The sequence below is a fragment of the Chitinophaga pinensis genome (assembly GCF_007896845.1).
Taxonomy (GTDB): Bacteria; Bacteroidota; Bacteroidia; order Chitinophagales; family Chitinophagaceae; genus Chitinophaga; species Chitinophaga pinensis_C.
The window spans coordinates 261,544-278,164 of record NZ_VOHS01000005.1 but is presented as its reverse complement, the minus strand read 5'-3'; the positions used below and the strand labels follow the sequence as shown (position 1 = coordinate 278,164).

General features: G+C 45.7%; 16 protein-coding genes. 9 read left to right on the top strand and 7 right to left on the bottom strand.

Going from position 1 to position 16,621, the window contains the following annotated elements:
- The first annotated feature begins 13 nt into the window (after nt 1–13).
- The gene (locus FEF09_RS07625) at nt 14–1,474 is read left to right on the top strand and encodes a sialate O-acetylesterase (RefSeq protein ID WP_146304541.1); all 1,461 of its coding nucleotides are present in this window, start codon (nt 14–16) and stop codon (nt 1,472–1,474) included.
- Between the two features lie 130 nt (nt 1,475–1,604).
- Nucleotides 1,605–2,495 (top strand): DMT family transporter, encoded by an 891-nt coding sequence (locus tag FEF09_RS07620; protein WP_222596933.1) that lies wholly within the window; start codon nt 1,605–1,607, stop codon nt 2,493–2,495.
- A gap of 58 nt (nt 2,496–2,553) precedes the next feature.
- Here the strand turns inward: FEF09_RS07620 and FEF09_RS07615 are convergent, their stop codons facing one another.
- Both FEF09_RS07615 and FEF09_RS07610 read right to left on the bottom strand, forming a co-directional pair.
- The gene (locus tag FEF09_RS07615; protein WP_146304540.1) at nt 2,554–2,973 is read right to left on the bottom strand and encodes a hypothetical protein; all 420 of its coding nucleotides are present in this window, start codon (nt 2,971–2,973) and stop codon (nt 2,554–2,556) included.
- Nucleotides 2,974–3,084: 111 nt separating this feature from the next.
- A complete protein-coding gene (locus FEF09_RS07610; protein WP_146304539.1) occupies nt 3,085–3,327 on the bottom strand; it encodes a hypothetical protein in 243 nt (80 codons plus the stop codon).
- A 502-nt stretch (nt 3,328–3,829) separates the two neighbouring features.
- Here FEF09_RS07610 and FEF09_RS07605 point away from each other — a divergent pair.
- From FEF09_RS07605 to FEF09_RS07575, 7 genes are all read left to right on the top strand, one after another.
- Complete coding sequence (locus FEF09_RS07605; protein WP_146304538.1) at nt 3,830–4,429, top strand: RNA polymerase sigma-70 factor; 600 nt, start codon at nt 3,830–3,832, stop codon at nt 4,427–4,429.
- Between the two features lie 41 nt (nt 4,430–4,470).
- On the top strand, nt 4,471–5,481 hold the full coding sequence (locus FEF09_RS07600; RefSeq protein ID WP_146304537.1) for a FecR family protein: 1,011 nt from the start codon (nt 4,471–4,473) through the stop codon (nt 5,479–5,481).
- A gap of 54 nt (nt 5,482–5,535) precedes the next feature.
- The gene (locus tag FEF09_RS07595; protein ID WP_146304536.1) at nt 5,536–9,027 is read left to right on the top strand and encodes a TonB-dependent receptor; all 3,492 of its coding nucleotides are present in this window, start codon (nt 5,536–5,538) and stop codon (nt 9,025–9,027) included.
- Nucleotides 9,028–9,052: 25 nt separating this feature from the next.
- Nucleotides 9,053–10,675: a RagB/SusD family nutrient uptake outer membrane protein gene (locus tag FEF09_RS07590; protein WP_186774232.1), complete on the top strand. Its 1,623-nt coding sequence runs from the start codon at nt 9,053–9,055 to the stop codon at nt 10,673–10,675.
- A gap of 47 nt (nt 10,676–10,722) precedes the next feature.
- Nucleotides 10,723–11,868 (top strand): SusE domain-containing protein, encoded by a 1,146-nt coding sequence (locus FEF09_RS07585; RefSeq protein ID WP_146304534.1) that lies wholly within the window; start codon nt 10,723–10,725, stop codon nt 11,866–11,868.
- A gap of 44 nt (nt 11,869–11,912) precedes the next feature.
- Nucleotides 11,913–13,055, top strand: coding sequence for a glycoside hydrolase family 76 protein (locus FEF09_RS07580; protein WP_146304533.1), 1,143 nt, complete (start codon nt 11,913–11,915; stop codon nt 13,053–13,055).
- 216 nt (nt 13,056–13,271) lie between these two features.
- Nucleotides 13,272–13,559, top strand: a complete 288-nt coding sequence (locus FEF09_RS07575; RefSeq protein WP_146304532.1) for a GIY-YIG nuclease family protein — start codon at nt 13,272–13,274, stop codon at nt 13,557–13,559.
- A gap of 9 nt (nt 13,560–13,568) precedes the next feature.
- Here the strand turns inward: FEF09_RS07575 and FEF09_RS07570 are convergent, their stop codons facing one another.
- From FEF09_RS07570 to FEF09_RS07550, 5 genes are read right to left on the bottom strand one after another with little or no spacing between them, the layout of a single operon-like run.
- A complete protein-coding gene (locus FEF09_RS07570) occupies nt 13,569–13,730 on the bottom strand; it encodes a phosphatidate cytidylyltransferase (protein WP_146304531.1) in 162 nt (53 codons plus the stop codon).
- A 45-nt stretch (nt 13,731–13,775) separates the two neighbouring features.
- Nucleotides 13,776–14,990, bottom strand: a complete 1,215-nt coding sequence (locus tag FEF09_RS07565; RefSeq protein ID WP_146304530.1) for a DUF3570 domain-containing protein — start codon at nt 14,988–14,990, stop codon at nt 13,776–13,778.
- 6 nt (nt 14,991–14,996) lie between these two features.
- Nucleotides 14,997–15,233: a DUF4266 domain-containing protein gene (locus FEF09_RS07560; protein ID WP_146304529.1), complete on the bottom strand. Its 237-nt coding sequence runs from the start codon at nt 15,231–15,233 to the stop codon at nt 14,997–14,999.
- Complete coding sequence (locus FEF09_RS07555; protein WP_146304528.1) at nt 15,220–16,146, bottom strand: FAD:protein FMN transferase; 927 nt, start codon at nt 16,144–16,146, stop codon at nt 15,220–15,222. Before FEF09_RS07555 ends, FEF09_RS07560 begins: the two co-directional genes overlap by 14 nt.
- A gap of 5 nt (nt 16,147–16,151) precedes the next feature.
- A complete protein-coding gene (locus FEF09_RS07550) occupies nt 16,152–16,580 on the bottom strand; it encodes a thioredoxin family protein (RefSeq protein WP_146304527.1) in 429 nt (142 codons plus the stop codon).
- Nucleotides 16,581–16,621 lie beyond the last annotated feature (41 nt).

Genomic DNA, 16,621 nt, shown 5'->3' with positions numbered 1-16,621 from the left:
AAACTCTTGATTCATGCAACTGACCACGTTACTCAAGCCCCTGCTCACCGGGGTACTATCATGCACATTTATCTTAAATAGCTTCGCAGATGTTCGTTTGCCCGCTTTGGTCGGTAGCAATATGGTGTTACAGCGTAATAAGCCATTAAATATCTGGGGATGGGCTGATAAGGGAGAAAAAGTGACCGTTTCTTTTCGTAACGGCACCTATAAGACCGTCACAGCTGCTGACGGCAAATGGAAAGTACAACTCCCGGCGCAACAGGCGGGAGGACCATATGTAATGACCGTTTCCGGCCATAATACCATAAAACTGGACAACATTCTGGTGGGTGAAGTGTGGATCGCGTCCGGACAATCCAATATGGAAATGCCTCTGAAAGGATGGGGGAAAATTCTCAATCATGATCAGGAGATAGCTGTCGCTGATTATCCGGAGATCCGTTTATTCCAGTTGAAACATACCACCAGTACTGCACCACTGGAAGATGTGAATCCATGGGACGGCGGATGGCAGGCCTGTACGCCACAGAGTATTCCGGAGTTCTCTTCCGTAGGATATTTCTTTGCCCGTGAGATCTACACACATGAGCATATACCCGTGGGTGTTATCCACACTTCCTGGGGTGGAACTGTTGCCGAAGCGTGGACAAGTGGGGAATCCATCAAAAAGATCCCGGCATTTGCAGATACAGTGAAAGCGTTTGAAAGTCTGCCGGCACCATTATCACCCTCCAATCCGAATAAAGCAACCCTGCTTTATAATGCGATGATCCATCCGTTGCTGCCATATGCTTTCCGTGGTGTTATCTGGTACCAGGGAGAAAGTAATGCGGAAAGAGCTTATCAGTATCGTGAAGTATTCCCAACCATGATCAAAGACTGGCGTAAACAATGGCATAACGGCGATTTCCCTTTTTATTTTGTACAACTGGCCAACTTCAAAGATAAACAGGCACAACCTGTGGAATCAGATTGGGCGGAGCTGAGAGAAGCGCAATCAATGACGTTGTCGCTGCCTAATACCGGTATGGCTACGGCTGTGGATATAGGTGACGCAAAAGATATTCATCCAAAAAATAAACAGGAAGTAGGTCGCCGTCTTTCACTGATTGCGAGAGCAAAAGTGTATGGGGAGAAAATACCCTATTCTGGTCCGGTTTACCAGTCTAAATTGGTAGCGGGTAATAAGGTGACACTGAGCTTCAAAAATGCAGATAACGGGCTTATAATGAAAAATGGCACTACCCTGAAAGGATTTGAGGTGGCAGGTGCCGATAAGAAATTCCATTGGGCACAGGCAACTATCAGTGGTAACCGTGTTATTGTGTCGAGCAGCGAAGTGGATAAACCTGTTGCCGTACGTTACAGCTGGGCTGATAATCCGGATGGTAACCTGTATAGCGGTGCTGGTCTGCCGGCTGGTCCGTTCCGTACAGACAACTTTCAGGGCGTGACCTACGGTAAAAAATAAATCTTCCTGTATACAACAGGCTATAAAAAGAGCAGGCATCTTTTCCGGATGTCTGCTCTTTTATTTAATACCTCTGATAATAACTACAGGAATATCTACTTTTACAATACAATATCAATCGCCGGGAATAATGATGCGCCAGATCGTAATAGGATTACTCTTTGCCATGCTGTGGGCATCCGCAGCTGTTGCTACCAAATTTGGTATTCACTCTGCAGATGCACTGATACTTGCCAATGTCAGGTTTCTGCTGGCAGGAGGAGGGATGCTGCTGTTTGCCTATCTGGGGCAGAAAGGTGAACATCGTTTGCCAAGAGGAAAAGAATGGAAACAACTGCTGATATTCGGCTCATTGAATACCACCGTATACCTTGGCTGTTTTGTGCTGGCAATGAAATCAGTATCTGCCGGTATCGGAAGTTTATCCACAGCAACCAGTCCCTTGTTCATTATGGTAATATCTGCGCTGTGGTTGAAACGTCCCCTGAAATGGTACGAGATCCTGGGCATGTTGCTCGGAATGGCCGGTGTAGGATTGGCTACTTATCCACTATTGCAGGACAGTCATGCAACAATGGGAGGGATCCTGACCTTGCTCTTTGGTATGCTCGCCGTATCGGCGGCAACGGTATATTATGCACGGATTAAATGGGAAATGGCCAATGTAGTGATCAATGGCTGGCAGGTGTTCCTCGGCGGACTGCTATTCATTCCCATTACCGCTTTTTTTGCCAATTTCGAAACAACTCACCTCGATCTGCAGTTCTGGTTATCCGTAGGCTGGCTGATCATACCCGTATCCGTTATCGCTTTACAGTTATGGTTCTACCTCGTACGTAAAGATGCCGTACGTGCCTCTCTGTGGCTTTTCCTTTGCCCTGTTTTTGGATTCCTGTATTCCTCCGTGCTGCTAAATGAACCCATTACATGGTTCACGTTTGCAGGTACATTTCTGGTGATCGGCGGATTATATCTGGCACAAAGGGAGAAGTTGCAGAAAAAGGCGGCAGACAAACAGTAAGACAAAGTGCTCCCCGGCCGCCCGCAGGACAGTCTCATTTATACATTCCACCACTCTGTTACTCTTCAAAATCAATTGACTTGATCTTATTGGCGAGATTATCAATACTCTGCAATTCGATCTCGGCCATTTTCCTTTTCAGGATCGATGCCTCCTCTGGTGAAATAATTCCATTCTGTAAAGCTGTCTCGATTTTCTTCTGCAACAGCTTCTTGGACCTTTCTACTTTTTTGACTTTGAAATATGCATTGGACTTACGGGAAATAAATTTCCAGAACACGGACAATACAATGGATATGCTGGGCGCAATGATTACCAGCCATGATTTAAGTGGATATGTATCAGGAAGATTACTCGCAAGCAGCACCAGTAATGTACCACCTCCTGCTCCGGCTATACTGGCGGATGTTGAACTCGGTTGCTGGGTATTGGAAGCTTGCTGGGATGGGTTAGCAACCAGTGAATTTTCTTGTTCCAACGAAAAAAATGGTTTTAAAAATGGTTTTATAGGATAATAGTATACGTATAGTGTATAGTGGATGATGGTATTCTGACCAGGCGATAGTGATAAAACAAAATGAAGTGAAAACTATTTCCCTAATAATACATCGAGGGTACGGAGTATCTGTTGTGTATCATTCTTTTTTTCGAGATCAAGCACTACAACATGTCCTGATTTATCTTCTACCACCAGCGCTTTAGGTGGGTATCGGCGGATTCTCTTGAGTCTGGCTGTTTCCCTGGAGGCATTAAAAATAATTAACGCCAGGGATGACAGTGAGGCGAACACCGCGATAATCACCAATATCGTTGTAGAAGTAGCAGACATCATAATTAATTATGCTTTTCTGGTTTTAGTCATAGCTATTAAATTTACGCATTTTCTGTCAGAAAAACACTTATCATATCTTTCATATATAGAACGTACGTGGATTAAAATTATTCCTTATCCGAGACTTCCCAAATATTTTTTTTAAGCCTGTAAGTAGTTCTCCTTTTTTTCCTGTCCTTCTATAGATACCGGAGCAAAGTCCGGGCCAGCCATAAACCAGACTGGGAAAGGCCTTAAAGAGAAAACAGAAGATTACACGTAGAAAACTGATTCTAAAGGATTAATGAGTACTATGCCAGCCCGGAAAAGAAACTATACCGCATAACAGTGTTATGTAAACTGATAAAATCTTGATTGTTTAGAGTGTATTAATAATAAACGGGGTTAATTTAGGACTATACCCAAATTGACACCAAGGGACAAATTCCGCGATAATGATGATTATATTTACCTCCCGGGGATTCTTTCCGTATGTAAACGAGAGTGCAGCACAACATACAGTATGAGTAACAGTGAAAACATCAGGTATTGGCAACAGCAGATTGCTTGTGAAAATGATGAGAAGGCCTTTTCAGAGCTGTTCCGGCATTTTTATGACCGGTTACTGTATTTTGCCGTACAATACGTCTATACCCGCGAAGCCGCAGAAGAGATCGTCTCCGACGTATTCGTCAAAATATGGAACCGCCGGGAAGATCTGGATAAGGTCGCTAATCTGGAAGTGTACCTCTTCGTTGCCGTCAAAAATCATTCGCTTAACTACCTTGAACAATACTCCGCACTACGGATTACTCCGCTTAGTGATGATTCCGGCTTGTCGCAGCTGACCAATACGGTCGATCCCGAAAGGACCATGGAATGGAAAGAAATTCTGTTCAAGATGGATCAGGAAGTTGGGCGTCTGCCTGACCAGTGCCGTCGTGTCTTCAAACTGATCAAAGAAGAAGGATTTAAATATAAAGACGTCGCGGAAATCCTCAACATCTCTCCGCGTACAGTAGAAACACAATTGTTCCGCGCCATGAAGCGCCTCAATGAAGTGATCGGTCCTTATATCACCAACAGACTGAAATCAAAAAATAAAAATCCGGATTCCTTGTAAGTAGTTTTTTATTTCTGTCTGTCCTTCTACTACAACCACATATGATAAACGAAGAATTATTTACCACGTTAGCCGCCAGGAAACTGGCAGGAGAAGCTACCACAGCAGAATTGCTGGAGCTGGACGGAATGCTGCAGGAATATCCTGAGCTCCGCGAACGCTACCAGCTGCTGCAACAGTACTTCAAAGTGTCCTCATATCATTCATCTTCCGATACAGAACTCGCGCTGCAACGTACCCTGTCCCGGATATCCGTTCCTGTCAGCAATACACCTGTAAGGAAAATGTTCCCGTGGAAATGGTTTGGTGTCGCTGCTGCTGCTGTATTGATCGGTATTGCCTCGTTTGTGGTACTCAGGCCCAAAGATCGTCCCGTTGAAATGGTGAAGTTGATGGAAAGACAGAATGGTAAAGCCACCAGAGCTTCTATCGAACTCGCCGATGGAAGTAAGATCTGGCTCAATGCTGAAAGTAAATTGTCTTATCCGGAAGTGTTTGATGGTAATACGCGTGAAGTGTATCTTACCGGAGAAGCTTTTTTTGATATTGCTCCCAATCCGAAGAAACCTTTCATCGTACATTTTAATGCCGGTAGCGTCCACGTACTCGGTACCTCTTTCAACGTACGCGCTTACGAAAATGAAGCCGTACAGACCTCTGTAAGAACGGGTAAAGTAGCATTCATCCCTAATCGTAAACAGGGTGAAATACCTGATACCATTTTTATAACACCTGATGAGAAAGTAACCTTACAAACCACTGTTGCTGATACGAAAAGCAATGGTATTGTGAAAGAAATTACTTCCTCAGAAGAAGACAAAGCATGGACAGAAGGCAGACTTATATTCCGTGATGAAACACTGGAAGACATCGCTTCCGAACTGGAAAGAACATTTGGAAAGAAAGTGACCTTTGGCAATGACGCTCCACGTTATTACAGACTAACAGGCGCTTTTCAGGATAACAGTCTGCAGGATATTATGTATTATCTCGCAAGATCAAAAGCATTCCACTATACAATTACTGATAGCACATTACTGATCACAGAATAATCGTTCACGTTTATAATAATCAATCAAATCAATTCATTCACAAACAGCTGCGTTATGAAAGAAAGACCGCTACCCACGCGTTTTTCAGGATTTTTCCGCTCGTTGTTCCTCCCGCTGCTTGTCTGCATGGCACTATTGAGCATGCTCGACCTGAAAGCACAGAGTGCATTTGCTGCTGATGCAAGTCATTCCGCCTATAGCAGAGGACAACAGGTAAAAGAAACTGAACTCCCTTTTGAAAGCCGTATCAGCCTGCAGGTAAGCAATGAGCAACTTGCACAGGTACTGGAGAAGATCGAGAAGCAAACCTCCTATGTGTTTGTCTATTCAAATGATGAAATCGGTGCTGCCCAGAAGATCACCCTCTCTGTAAAAGACAGGAAACTGGGAGAAGTGCTGGAAATGGTATTGGCTCCGCTGGAAATCAAATTTGAAATGATCAATAACAAGATCATTCTGCGCCAGCAGGCAGCAACCACCATTCAACAACAGAATGATATCACGATCAATGGCCGGGTCGTTAATAATAAGGGAGAAGGTGTCCCTGGTGTTAATGTTCGTTTGCAGGGTTCCAGCATCGGCACTTCTACAAATGATCAGGGTTTTTTTACGTTAAAGATCCCGAATGGGCAAGCCAATGGTACCTTAGTTTGCTCTTCCGTTGGCTTCATCCCATCGGAAGTAGGGATCAGCGGAAGAACCAACATTACCGTAATGCTCACTGAAGACTCTAAGGACCTGGGAGAAATAGTGGTTACCGCTTACGGCACACAAAAAAGGACACAGGTAACAGCGGCTATCAATACCATCTCCACTAAAGATATTGAGAGCCGTCCTGTTACAAACATGTTCCAGGCTTTACAGGGAACTGCGCCAAACCTCATTCTGCAACAAAATACAGCAGAACCGGGCGCGCAGATGACCCTCAATATCCGTGGTGTGGGTAGTCTCACCGGCAACTCTCCGTTGATCATTATCGATGGTGTACAAGCCGGAAGAGATGGTCTGCAGAACCTGAACCCTTATGATGTGGAAAGCATTTCTGTCTTAAAAGATGCTGCTTCTTCTGCTATCTACGGTTCTCAGGCAGCAAATGGTGTTATCTATATCACTACAAAAAGAGGTTCCAAAGACGAAAAGCCTTCGGTTACCTACAATGGAATGTATGGTTTCCAGACTCCAACTACGCTGCCACGCAACGTAGAAGCATGGGAATATATGACCCTGAAAAACGAAGCGCTGGTTAACTCCGGTAAAACGCCGCAGTACGCTCCCGAAGATATCAGCTACTGGCATCAGCGTGGTTCTGAGCCGGCTTATCTGAAAGAAATGATCCGTAACACCACGCCTCAGCAAAACCATAGTCTCAGCATGACCGGTGGTGGTAAAAGCAGTAGCTATCTAGTCTCTCTCGGTTATGTAGATCAGGGAAATATGCTGCAGAACTCTTACGTGTCAGAAGACTTCTATTACAAACGTTACAATGCAAGGGCCAACCTCGCCGTAGATGTGAGTAAATATGTAAAAGTAAACGTAAACCTCGCGTATACAAAAGGTATCAAACGCAGACAGCAGGCTGATATCGGCTTCCTGATCCGCGATGCTATCCGCACGCCGCGTATCTATCCTGTACAGGACTCATTGGGTAACTTTGTGGTGCCTTCCCTGAACAGTAACAACGTGATCGCGCAGCTCAAATACGGTGGTTTCAACAAAGAAGAAAAAGATAACCTCCTGGGTGGTCTGGATATTACCGTGACACCGGTGAAGCACTTCAAACTGAACTTTAATGCTTCCGGTACTTACACCATCACCAACCAGCAGGAACGCCAGAACAAGTATACTTACGCTCCATATTATACTACTGCCAATCCTCCGCTGTTCAACAGAATGTATGAGTATGAGTTCAAGGACCTTGCTTCCAACGTATATGCTACTGCGGAGTATGAGAACACCTTCAACAAACACTATATCAAGGCGCAGGTCGGCGGACGTAGCGATGCTATCAACGAAGAGTACGGTGTGAAAGCCACCCGTTATGGTACAACCAATCTGGATGATGACTGGACCATCGGTGGTGGATACATTCCTAAACCGGACGGTACTTTTGATTATGCCAACATTGGTACTTATAACGATATCATCAATCCAAACCTGTATGCGTTGAACTCCGTTTTCGGCAGAGTGAACTACGCATTCAATGATAAATACCTCGCTGAATTCACCTGGCGTTATGATGGTTCCTCCAAACTGGCGCCCGGTCATCAATGGCAGTTCTTCCCGGCCTTCTCACTCGGATGGAGAATTACTGATGAAGACTTCTTTGGTGATTTCAAGAAACGCTTCGGTAACGTGAAATTCCGTTATTCATGGGGTCAGGTCGGTAACTCCAACATCGGTGGCTTCAACTATCTGGCGAGAGTTACACTGAACAGCGGTAAATATCCTTTCAACAATACACCAAATGCCGGTGCCGATTTCTCTGCCTACAATGAAACATTGCAGTGGGAGATCTCTACCATGAGCAACTATGGTGTAGATGTAGACCTGTTCAATAATAAGATCAACGCCTCCTTCGACTACTTCAATAAAAACACAAATGGTATCTACCTGTTTCAGGTAGTGCCCGGTACGGCCGGTATAGGCGCCTCCCTGCAGAATGTTGGTAAAGTGCAGAACAAAGGCTGGGAGCTGACAGTTTCCTATCATGCAAAAACAGGTCCGGTGAATCATACAATCTCCGGTAACCTGTCAGATAACCTGAACAAAGTGGTGAAATATGGTGAGCAGTCCGTACAGGGGTCTGACTTCGCCTTCATCATCAAAGAAGGTTTCCCGATTGCCTCCTACTATGGTTACAAATCGAATGGTTTGTACCAGAATCTGGATGATATCAAAAGTGCACCAAAAGTACCTTTCGCTTACAACCAGCAGGTAATGCCGGGTGATGTAAAATACATTGACCGTAATGGTGATGGGGTGATCGATGCAGACGACCGTTATGTATTCGGTAATCCATTCCCGCGCTACACTTTCGGTTTCAGCTACGCTGCTAACTGGAAAGGCTGGGACTTCTCTATGTTCTGGCAGGGTGTAGGTAAAAGAAGCCAGTTCCTCCGTGGTGATATCGTAGAGGCCTTCCATAACAACGAAGACCATGCTTTCGAACAACATCTGGATCGCTGGACGCCTACCAATCCTGATGCGTCTTATCCACGTCTGACCATCGGTAATGCGGATGCAAACAACTTCGCTTATTCCGACTACTGGCTGTTTGATACCAAATACCTGCGTTTAAAGAACCTGCAGTTTGGTTATACACTGCCTCGTAGCGTAAGCCAGATGCTGCATATCCAGAATGCAAGAGTGTATTTCACCGGACAGAATATCCTGACTTTCACACCACGCCGTTTCCGCGACCTTGGTGTAGATCCGGAATTCACACAGTTTGACGATAAACTGTCCTTTACCAATTACAACGCTATTGCAGGACGTAGTTATCCAAACGCTGCTACTTTCTCATTTGGCCTGGATCTGAAATTCTGATGATAGTGTTTTAATGCTCAATCGTATGAAGAAATTATTATTACCCATACTTTGCGTCACCGTGCTGTTCTCCTGCCGTAAGCTGGACCAGCCTATCACGCGCGACTATACAGATGCCGCCTACTGGCGTACTGCTGACGATGCCCTCGCTGCACTCGCCAGTTGCTACGAGAACCTGTCAGACGACACTTACTACTTCGGAGACGAAGCGCTCAGCGACAATGGTTATGTCAACGGTACCGGCTACAAAGCTGTTTCCCTGATTGCCGGCGGCGCTTATGATCCTTCTAATCAACGTCTCACGGAAGAATGGAAATATCGTTACACCTGTATCCGCAAGTGTAATACCGTTACTACTAATATTGACAGAGTTACCGGACTGGATTCTACGCTGAAGAATCGTATTCTCGCGGAGGCCAGATTTATCCGCGCGTACTCTTATTTTCAACTGGCTGGCTGGTTTGGTGATGTACCGTTCTACACCAACCTGATCACCATCGAGGAAGCCCGTTCGATCAGCCGTAGCAACCGCGAAACAATACTCGACTTCGTGGAATCAGAACTGGCAGCTATCCGTACTGCATTACCCGTGAATAATTACAGTGGTGCAGGAAACGGTTATCAGGAAAAGGACAAAGGCCGTATCACCCGTGGTGCTGCAATCGCCCTGAGTGCGCGTGTACATATGTTCAGAAGTGAATGGCAGAAAGCGATCGATGATTGCCAGTTGCTGATCAATAATGCTACAAATGGTACTTACGCCCTGCAAAGCAGTTATAGCAATATCTTCAGTCCGGCCAATGAATTCAATAATGAGGTCATTTTCGATATTCAATATGGTGGTGGCCGTACACATGGTTCACAACGTAACTTCCTGCCGCAGACAGTCGCGCTGCTGAGAAGTACGCTGGTACCTACACAGGACCTTGTCGATGACTATATCATGTTAAATGGTAAAGGTATCAGGGAGACAGGTTCCGGTTATAACGAAAACGATCCTTATACCAACAGGGATCCCCGTCTGAATGCCACAATCCTTCATGATGGTTCTACGATCACTGATTTCGATGGTAAATTGCAGACTATCCTGACCAAACCGGGTTCTACTCCTGCCACTAATAGTGTGGATGATCAGGGTGCTTCTCCGACCGGTTATTATTTCTACAAATATTATGACCGTACTGCGACCAACTATGCTTCCGGTCTGAACCTCATCGTGATCCGTTATGCAGATGTTCTGCTGATGTATGCAGAAGCTAAGAATGAGTTAAACCAGCTGGATGCCAGCGTATGGAATCAGACCATTCGTGCATTGCGTGTGCGTGCAGGCTTTAATGATGCAGGTGCAACAGAATTCCCCGGCGTAGGGCAGGAGGCATTGCGTACAATCGTACGTCGTGAAAGAAGAGCTGAACTGGCTTTTGAAGGTGTACGTGCTACTGATATCCGTCGCTGGAAGATTGCAGATCAGGTAATGAGCAAACCAGTGAGAGGTATCAAAGTGTCTGGTGGTGCATTCAGAACCGATGCAAACGGTTATATCATCGCAGAAGACAGGCTCTTCAGCAATCCTAAACACTACCTGTGGCCGGTGCCTACATTCGAACGCGACCAGAATACAAATCTTGGCCAGAACCAGGGTTGGTAATTGTCAATTAGGAATTAACAATTAGGAATTTTTCAAACTGATACGATATGAAAACATTTTTCAGCAATATACTACTCGCATTACCGGTGGCACTGGGTGTTATCCTGACCGGTTGCGGTAAAGATGACCACGAACTCAATACCAATCTGCAGCCGGTAAGCAGACTCACTGCTCCGGTGAATGAAAAATATATCAAACTACAACCTGCTACCAGCGCCTCTGTTACTTTCGAATGGGACCAGGCACGTGCAGAAGATGGTTCACTCGTGTTGTACGAAGTTGTGATCGATAAAGACGGTGGTGACTTTTCCAACCCGATTGCGAAAATAGCTTCTGATGGTGGTGGTGTACAGAATAAACTGACCCTGTCACATAAAGACCTGAACAGTATTGCTGGTAAAGCAGGTATTGCCGCGCTGGCTACCGGTAAACTGAAATGGACAGTGAATGCTTCCAAAGGTTATAATATCCAGCCTGCTGCCGAAAGCCGCACACTGGAAGTAGAAAGACCAAACGGATTTGCAGAAATTCCTGTAGACGTATTCCTGACCGGCGATGCAACAGAAGCCGGTGCTGATCTGGGACAGGCTGTAAAATTAAAATCTACAGCTCCGGGCGTATTTGAGATCTATACTTCTCTGAAAGATGGTAAATACAAATTTGTAGATAGAACCAGCGGTACGCCTAATAGCTTCTTCATTGATGGTGGTGCGCTGAAAGAGGCTGGAGAAGGTACACAATCCGGTGGTACAAAAGTATACCGTCTGCGTCTGGACTTCAACAATGCAGCTGCCAACATCACAGAAATAACTGCTATTGGTCTGTGGTTTGCTCCTGAGAACAGTATTATGTACGATCTGAGCTACACCAGTAAGGGTGTATGGTCATTTGAAAATAAGCTGATCAACTTCCATCAGGAATCATGGGGACGTGACGAACGTTACAAATTCCGCGTGAGCGTAAAAGGCGCTGATGGTACACCGGGTACAGAATGGTTCGGTAGCTCTAATGCTGACAACAACCGTCCTACAGCAACTACACCGCTTTCCTTCTGGGAACTGAAACCAATTACCAACAGCGATCAGTATAACTATTGCTACAAATTCGCCTCAGAGGTTGATACTAAAAACTGCGATGTAAAACTGTATTTCTCTCCTGACAAAGCTTACACACACGAAGTAATCGTGCGTTAATCAGGAGCTGCAATCACATCATGCAAACGATCAATTAAAAGCTTATGCGTCGAATCTTTCTGCTACTTACAATAACAGCGGCTATGGCCACCACCTTCACCTCATGCCTGAAAGAGCCTGTGGATGATGGTCCGGGACCTGGCGCCGGCAAAACAACTTACCAGTATAACTGGCCTGCTATTGCCGATTCATCTGCTGCATCACTGGTGAGCAATTTCTATAACCAGAGTGGCAAATATTTCAACAAGAACAATACAGGTGATCTTACCTTCAACTATTGGCCGAATGCACACGCGCTGGATGTACTCACAGATGTTTACCTGCGTACCAACAACCCGGCTATTAAAACCCGTATGGATGAATTGCTGGAGGGTATGAAGGTAAAGAATGGCAACACCTATATCAATCACTTCTATGATGATATGGAATGGATGGTGCTGGCTTGTCTCCGTGCTTATGAAGCGACCAGTGACAACGATTATAAAACCACTGCGGAACTGCTTTGGAATGATATCAAAGGTGGATGGGATGAAACTTGGGGCGGCGGTATCTACTGGAATAAAGATCGTCAGAATAAAAATACACCTGCCAACGCGCCAGCTGCTATTATCGCCGCGCGTATGTATCAACTGAACAGAAACGGTGAAGATCTGGCCTGGGCTAAGAAGATTTACGACTGGCAGAAGGCCAATCTGGTAGATCCGGTGACCGGACTCGTATGGGATGGACTGGATGGTACAGGTACCAATAAGGCATGGAAGTTTACTTATAATCAGGGTGTATTTATCGGTGCAGGTGTTGAACTGTACAAGATCACCGGCGAGCAGGTATACCTAAGTGATGCATTGAGAACCGCCAATAACTCACTGACGGGCGATTTTGCCAGCAGTAACATCATGAAAGATGAAGGTGGTGGAGACGGAGGTTTGTTCAAGGGTATCCTTGTACGTTATATGATGCTCCTGATCACAGATGGCAGTATTAACAGCAGTGATGCTTCGAAGTTCATCAACTTCCTGCAGCTGAATGCCCAGACAATGTGGTTACAGGGTACTGCCCGTCCACAGGTATTATTTAACACCAGCTGGACAAAAACTGCTACGGCTACTGATCTGACTACACAGCTGAGCGGCGCTATGCTGATCGAGGCTGCTGCAAAACTGAAAGCATTGGAACTGATAGACTAAACTCCTTTCGCCATAACAGGATGTTATTCCGGAAACAGGAATCAGGTGTTTGAAAAAAGGTTGAGTATACACAGGACGGACCTGTCTGTGTAGCTAATACTTATTCAGATGCTTGATTCCTGTTTTTTATGAGTATATTCGTCTACCTATGAATCAAGGCAATAGAAAGGTTACCTCATGGGGTAACCTTTACTTATTTCAGGAATAACACTTGTTATGTATACCGTTTACGTCCTATTTTCCCGCCAGTTCGAGAAAGTTTATACTGGTCATACCTCCAATCTTGTGAAGCGTTTTCACTTTCACAATACATATGGCCGTCAGAAAGGTACCTGGCCCTTCCGTCCCTGGGAAGTCGTCTACACCGCTCATTTTGAAGATAAACAGCTGGCACTCAGGTATGAGTGGTTGCTGAAATCAGGAAAAGGCCGAGCATGGCTTTGGGGTCGTATCAGGGAGGAATATTATAGGGATGGGTACATTAGTGGCGTCGTGCCGGAGTGAGGAGCTGTTCTATTTCCTCCCTCTTCCTATCAGCCACAAAATAATCCCTACTACAAACGCAACTGCCAGCACACCTACCCATACTCCGGCTTTGAAAATACCACCCACGACTTCACAGCTGCTCAGTAACATAACGGCAAAGGCCAGCAGGCCCAGTTGTAAGCTTTTCATATACTCTTTTTAAATGAGTATATCATACTTTATGCCAGAGGCGGCCTATACCTTACTGCGCTTAAAGTCAAGCAACAATGATAGCATATGGGCCGATAAGCCGTCAGAACGTTTGTAAAATGCATACCGAAGCCCGATTTCCTGAAAGGAATAGTGTCCGGATAGCTGCTGAAACAATGCGTAACGGGCGTTGATACCTGCTTTGTAGCTGTTGAAGTGGCTCAGGTCATAGTCTGATGTATAGTAGCTTTCCTGAAGCTGATGTGTTTTGTAAGGCTTAAAATATTTTGCCTCCGTCTGGGTATAAAAACGGAATAAGGGAGCGATAGTCAGCTGTGGCGTGGCCTTTACAGGTACTTCCAGTTGGAGTGTATGTCCGGTGATACCGAAATTATCGTGGTAAAAACGATAATAGGAGCGGACAATGGTACGCTGGCCGACAAACATATTGAATTGCAACCCAATGGGGAACTTCCACCGCTCACGTGGCAGGTTTTCCACTCTTGGGGCATTCTGCTCCTGAAAGTAGACGCGGTGAAAGGGAGTGGAGAGCAATCCTTTCTGGTATACCAGTTCGGGGAACACAGCAAACTGCATCCGTTGATTGACCACCTGATAGAGTGCCAGATTCAGGTTATAGGAGCTTCGCCGGTAGATGTCAAACCAGGCAGTGTCTCTGAGTTCTGAGGGGTATACAAGTGTCTCCGGACTATAATAATCCGGATCAAATCTTCCCCACCGCAGGTCATCAAAGTAACATTGCAATCCGGCCGACCATTGCCGGCTATGATCTTTATTGTCATGTTCAACAGATATACCAAGTGGTACGGACAGATAGTCCGATTCCAGTGCCAGTCCACTGTTGATGCCTATGCGGACATCCGGTTTTTTCAACTGACGACTATAGCCCGCGTTAAGATGAAAGCGGTTGTCATGCCGGGACGCAGAAGATTTTACGAAGTCGATATTATCTGTGGAAGCAGAGGTGATCATATCGATGCCCAGTCCCAGAGAGTAGGTGTTACGGAGATCCGGCCGGTGTGTAATAGACACATCCGTAGCGTATACCTGCAGATTTTCCGTGCCTGTTCCCCCGGTGACAGCAGAATGATTCCCATCCTGTGTATAAAAAGAGAATAATACCTGTATGTCCGTCTGAGATACCTGTTGTTTCTTATATGCCGAGCTATCGGTCTTTTGCTGCGCGGATGCTGAGAGATAGGCAACCAGCAGTCCTGCCGCAATAAATAGTCTTTTCATGCCTGATTAGTTACAACCACAACCACCGCTGCTTTTACCACTGCCTCCACCACTGCTTCCTTCACGGTAGGTCTGTACGTTTTCATCAAATTTTTCCATTTGTGTCTTGCCCAGTTGCATTGACTCGTCATTCAGATAGGCACGCTGATATGGTTTTACTGCTACGCAGGATTGCAGTAACAGTATGCTCAGTATACCTGCTGCGCTGAAGAGGAGAATGCTCCCGCTATTACGCTTTCGCATGTATTTGAATATTATCCGATTGAAAAACTTTATTCTTCCCGTCTATTATAATACAATGTACTTCCGGTAACTGATTTACCAGATTGAGTCCCACCTCAGGGCCCATAACGGTGACTGCCGTCGCCAGTGCATCAGAAAGTTCCGCACTGGGACTCACAATTGTCACACTTTTGATATAGGGTACCGGCCATCCTTTACGCGGATCGATGTTATGTGAATAACGAATACCGTTTCGTTCCACATATTGCTCATAGTTACCGGAGGTGGCAACAGATGCATTATTGACCGGTAACCATAAAGAGATCTTTTGTGGATCATCAGGATGGGCAATTCCTACTTTCCACGGACCGCCATCCGGTTGTGTACCCCAGGCAGTCAGGTCCCCACTGGCATTCACGACGCCACTGGTGGCGCCATCCGCTATCCAGAGTGCTTTCACCCTGTCTGCTGCATAACCCTTTCCGATCGCTCCGAAATCAACACGCATACCTGCACGTTTCAGTTGCACACCATGATGATCCAGTAAGGCAATATGTTGAAAGCCCGTATAGGCCATCGCCTGTGTGATAGCATTTTCATCAGGCCAGCTAAAATGATCGTATTTGAAATTGAAAAGCTTTTTCAACACACCCGCCGTAATATCAAAAGCTCCCTGCGTGATTGTGCTGATCTTATTACAGCGCAGCAGCAGCTGATATACTTCTGCCGGTACTGTCAGGGGAGTACCACCTGCCTGTGCATTGAGTTGTGCTGTAACAGAGGTCTCGCTGTACACGGTAAGCAGTGACTCTATCCGTTTGATCTCAGCGACTCCCTGCTCCAGTCTGCGATTTGCAATAGCTGCTGTTACGCCGGTGGCTATCAGTTCGAAATCAGAACCCATTAACCGTGTATGAAGCTTACTGCTCTGCATGAGGTCTATTGAAGAAGATGTTTAAGCGTAGTGATAAACCCATCTGGTGTTTCCTCCCGGTAAGGGATGTAAGCGAGCAGTTTTTTCTGCGGACTTAACAACACTAACTGTGGGAAAGCTCCATCCGGATTAAACGCCGCCGCCAGTGAATCATATTGTTGCCGGAGAGGAGCAGCGATCTTTTTTCTCTGTGGAAAATCAGCCTCCAGTAACACCAGATTTTCTCCTGCAAAACGCAGAAAACTACTATCTGATAATATTTGTTTATTGAAACGGATGCAGGGTATACACCAGTCGGAGCCGGAGAAAACTAACATGATTTTTTTGCCCGATGCCTGCGCTTGCGCGAAAGCTTTATCAGGGTATTGAAAGACCTGTGCATGAGCAGATCCTCTCAAGGCTACAATCAGAAGCAGGAACAAAATACTTCGCATATCGCGACTGGTTTATATTGGCACGGTTACCTGCTACAAAT

Bases quoted from the DNA above. Each gene is read 5' to 3' on its own strand.
- FEF09_RS07560 (WP_146304529.1), bottom strand. From the start codon at position 15,233: ATGCGAAAGCGTAATAGCGGGAGCATTCTCCTCTTCAGCGCAGCAGGT.
- FEF09_RS07600 (WP_146304537.1), top strand. From the start codon at position 4,471: ATGATAAACGAAGAATTATTTACCACGTTAGCCGCCAGGAAACTGGCA.
- FEF09_RS07605 (WP_146304538.1), top strand. From the start codon at position 3,830: ATGAGTAACAGTGAAAACATCAGGTATTGGCAACAGCAGATTGCTTGT.
- FEF09_RS07550 (WP_146304527.1), bottom strand. From the start codon at position 16,580: ATGCGAAGTATTTTGTTCCTGCTTCTGATTGTAGCCTTGAGAGGATCT.
- FEF09_RS07580 (WP_146304533.1), top strand. From the start codon at position 11,913: ATGCGTCGAATCTTTCTGCTACTTACAATAACAGCGGCTATGGCCACC.
- FEF09_RS07625 (WP_146304541.1), top strand. From the start codon at position 14: ATGCAACTGACCACGTTACTCAAGCCCCTGCTCACCGGGGTACTATCA.
- FEF09_RS07620 (WP_222596933.1), top strand. From the start codon at position 1,605: ATGATGCGCCAGATCGTAATAGGATTACTCTTTGCCATGCTGTGGGCA.
- FEF09_RS07575 (WP_146304532.1), top strand. From the start codon at position 13,272: ATGTATACCGTTTACGTCCTATTTTCCCGCCAGTTCGAGAAAGTTTAT.
- FEF09_RS07570 (WP_146304531.1), bottom strand. From the start codon at position 13,730: ATGAAAAGCTTACAACTGGGCCTGCTGGCCTTTGCCGTTATGTTACTG.
- FEF09_RS07595 (WP_146304536.1), top strand. From the start codon at position 5,536: ATGAAAGAAAGACCGCTACCCACGCGTTTTTCAGGATTTTTCCGCTCG.
- FEF09_RS07590 (WP_186774232.1), top strand. From the start codon at position 9,053: ATGAAGAAATTATTATTACCCATACTTTGCGTCACCGTGCTGTTCTCC.
- FEF09_RS07610 (WP_146304539.1), bottom strand. From the start codon at position 3,327: ATGATGTCTGCTACTTCTACAACGATATTGGTGATTATCGCGGTGTTC.
- FEF09_RS07585 (WP_146304534.1), top strand. From the start codon at position 10,723: ATGAAAACATTTTTCAGCAATATACTACTCGCATTACCGGTGGCACTG.
- FEF09_RS07555 (WP_146304528.1), bottom strand. From the start codon at position 16,146: ATGCAGAGCAGTAAGCTTCATACACGGTTAATGGGTTCTGATTTCGAA.
- FEF09_RS07565 (WP_146304530.1), bottom strand. From the start codon at position 14,990: ATGAAAAGACTATTTATTGCGGCAGGACTGCTGGTTGCCTATCTCTCA.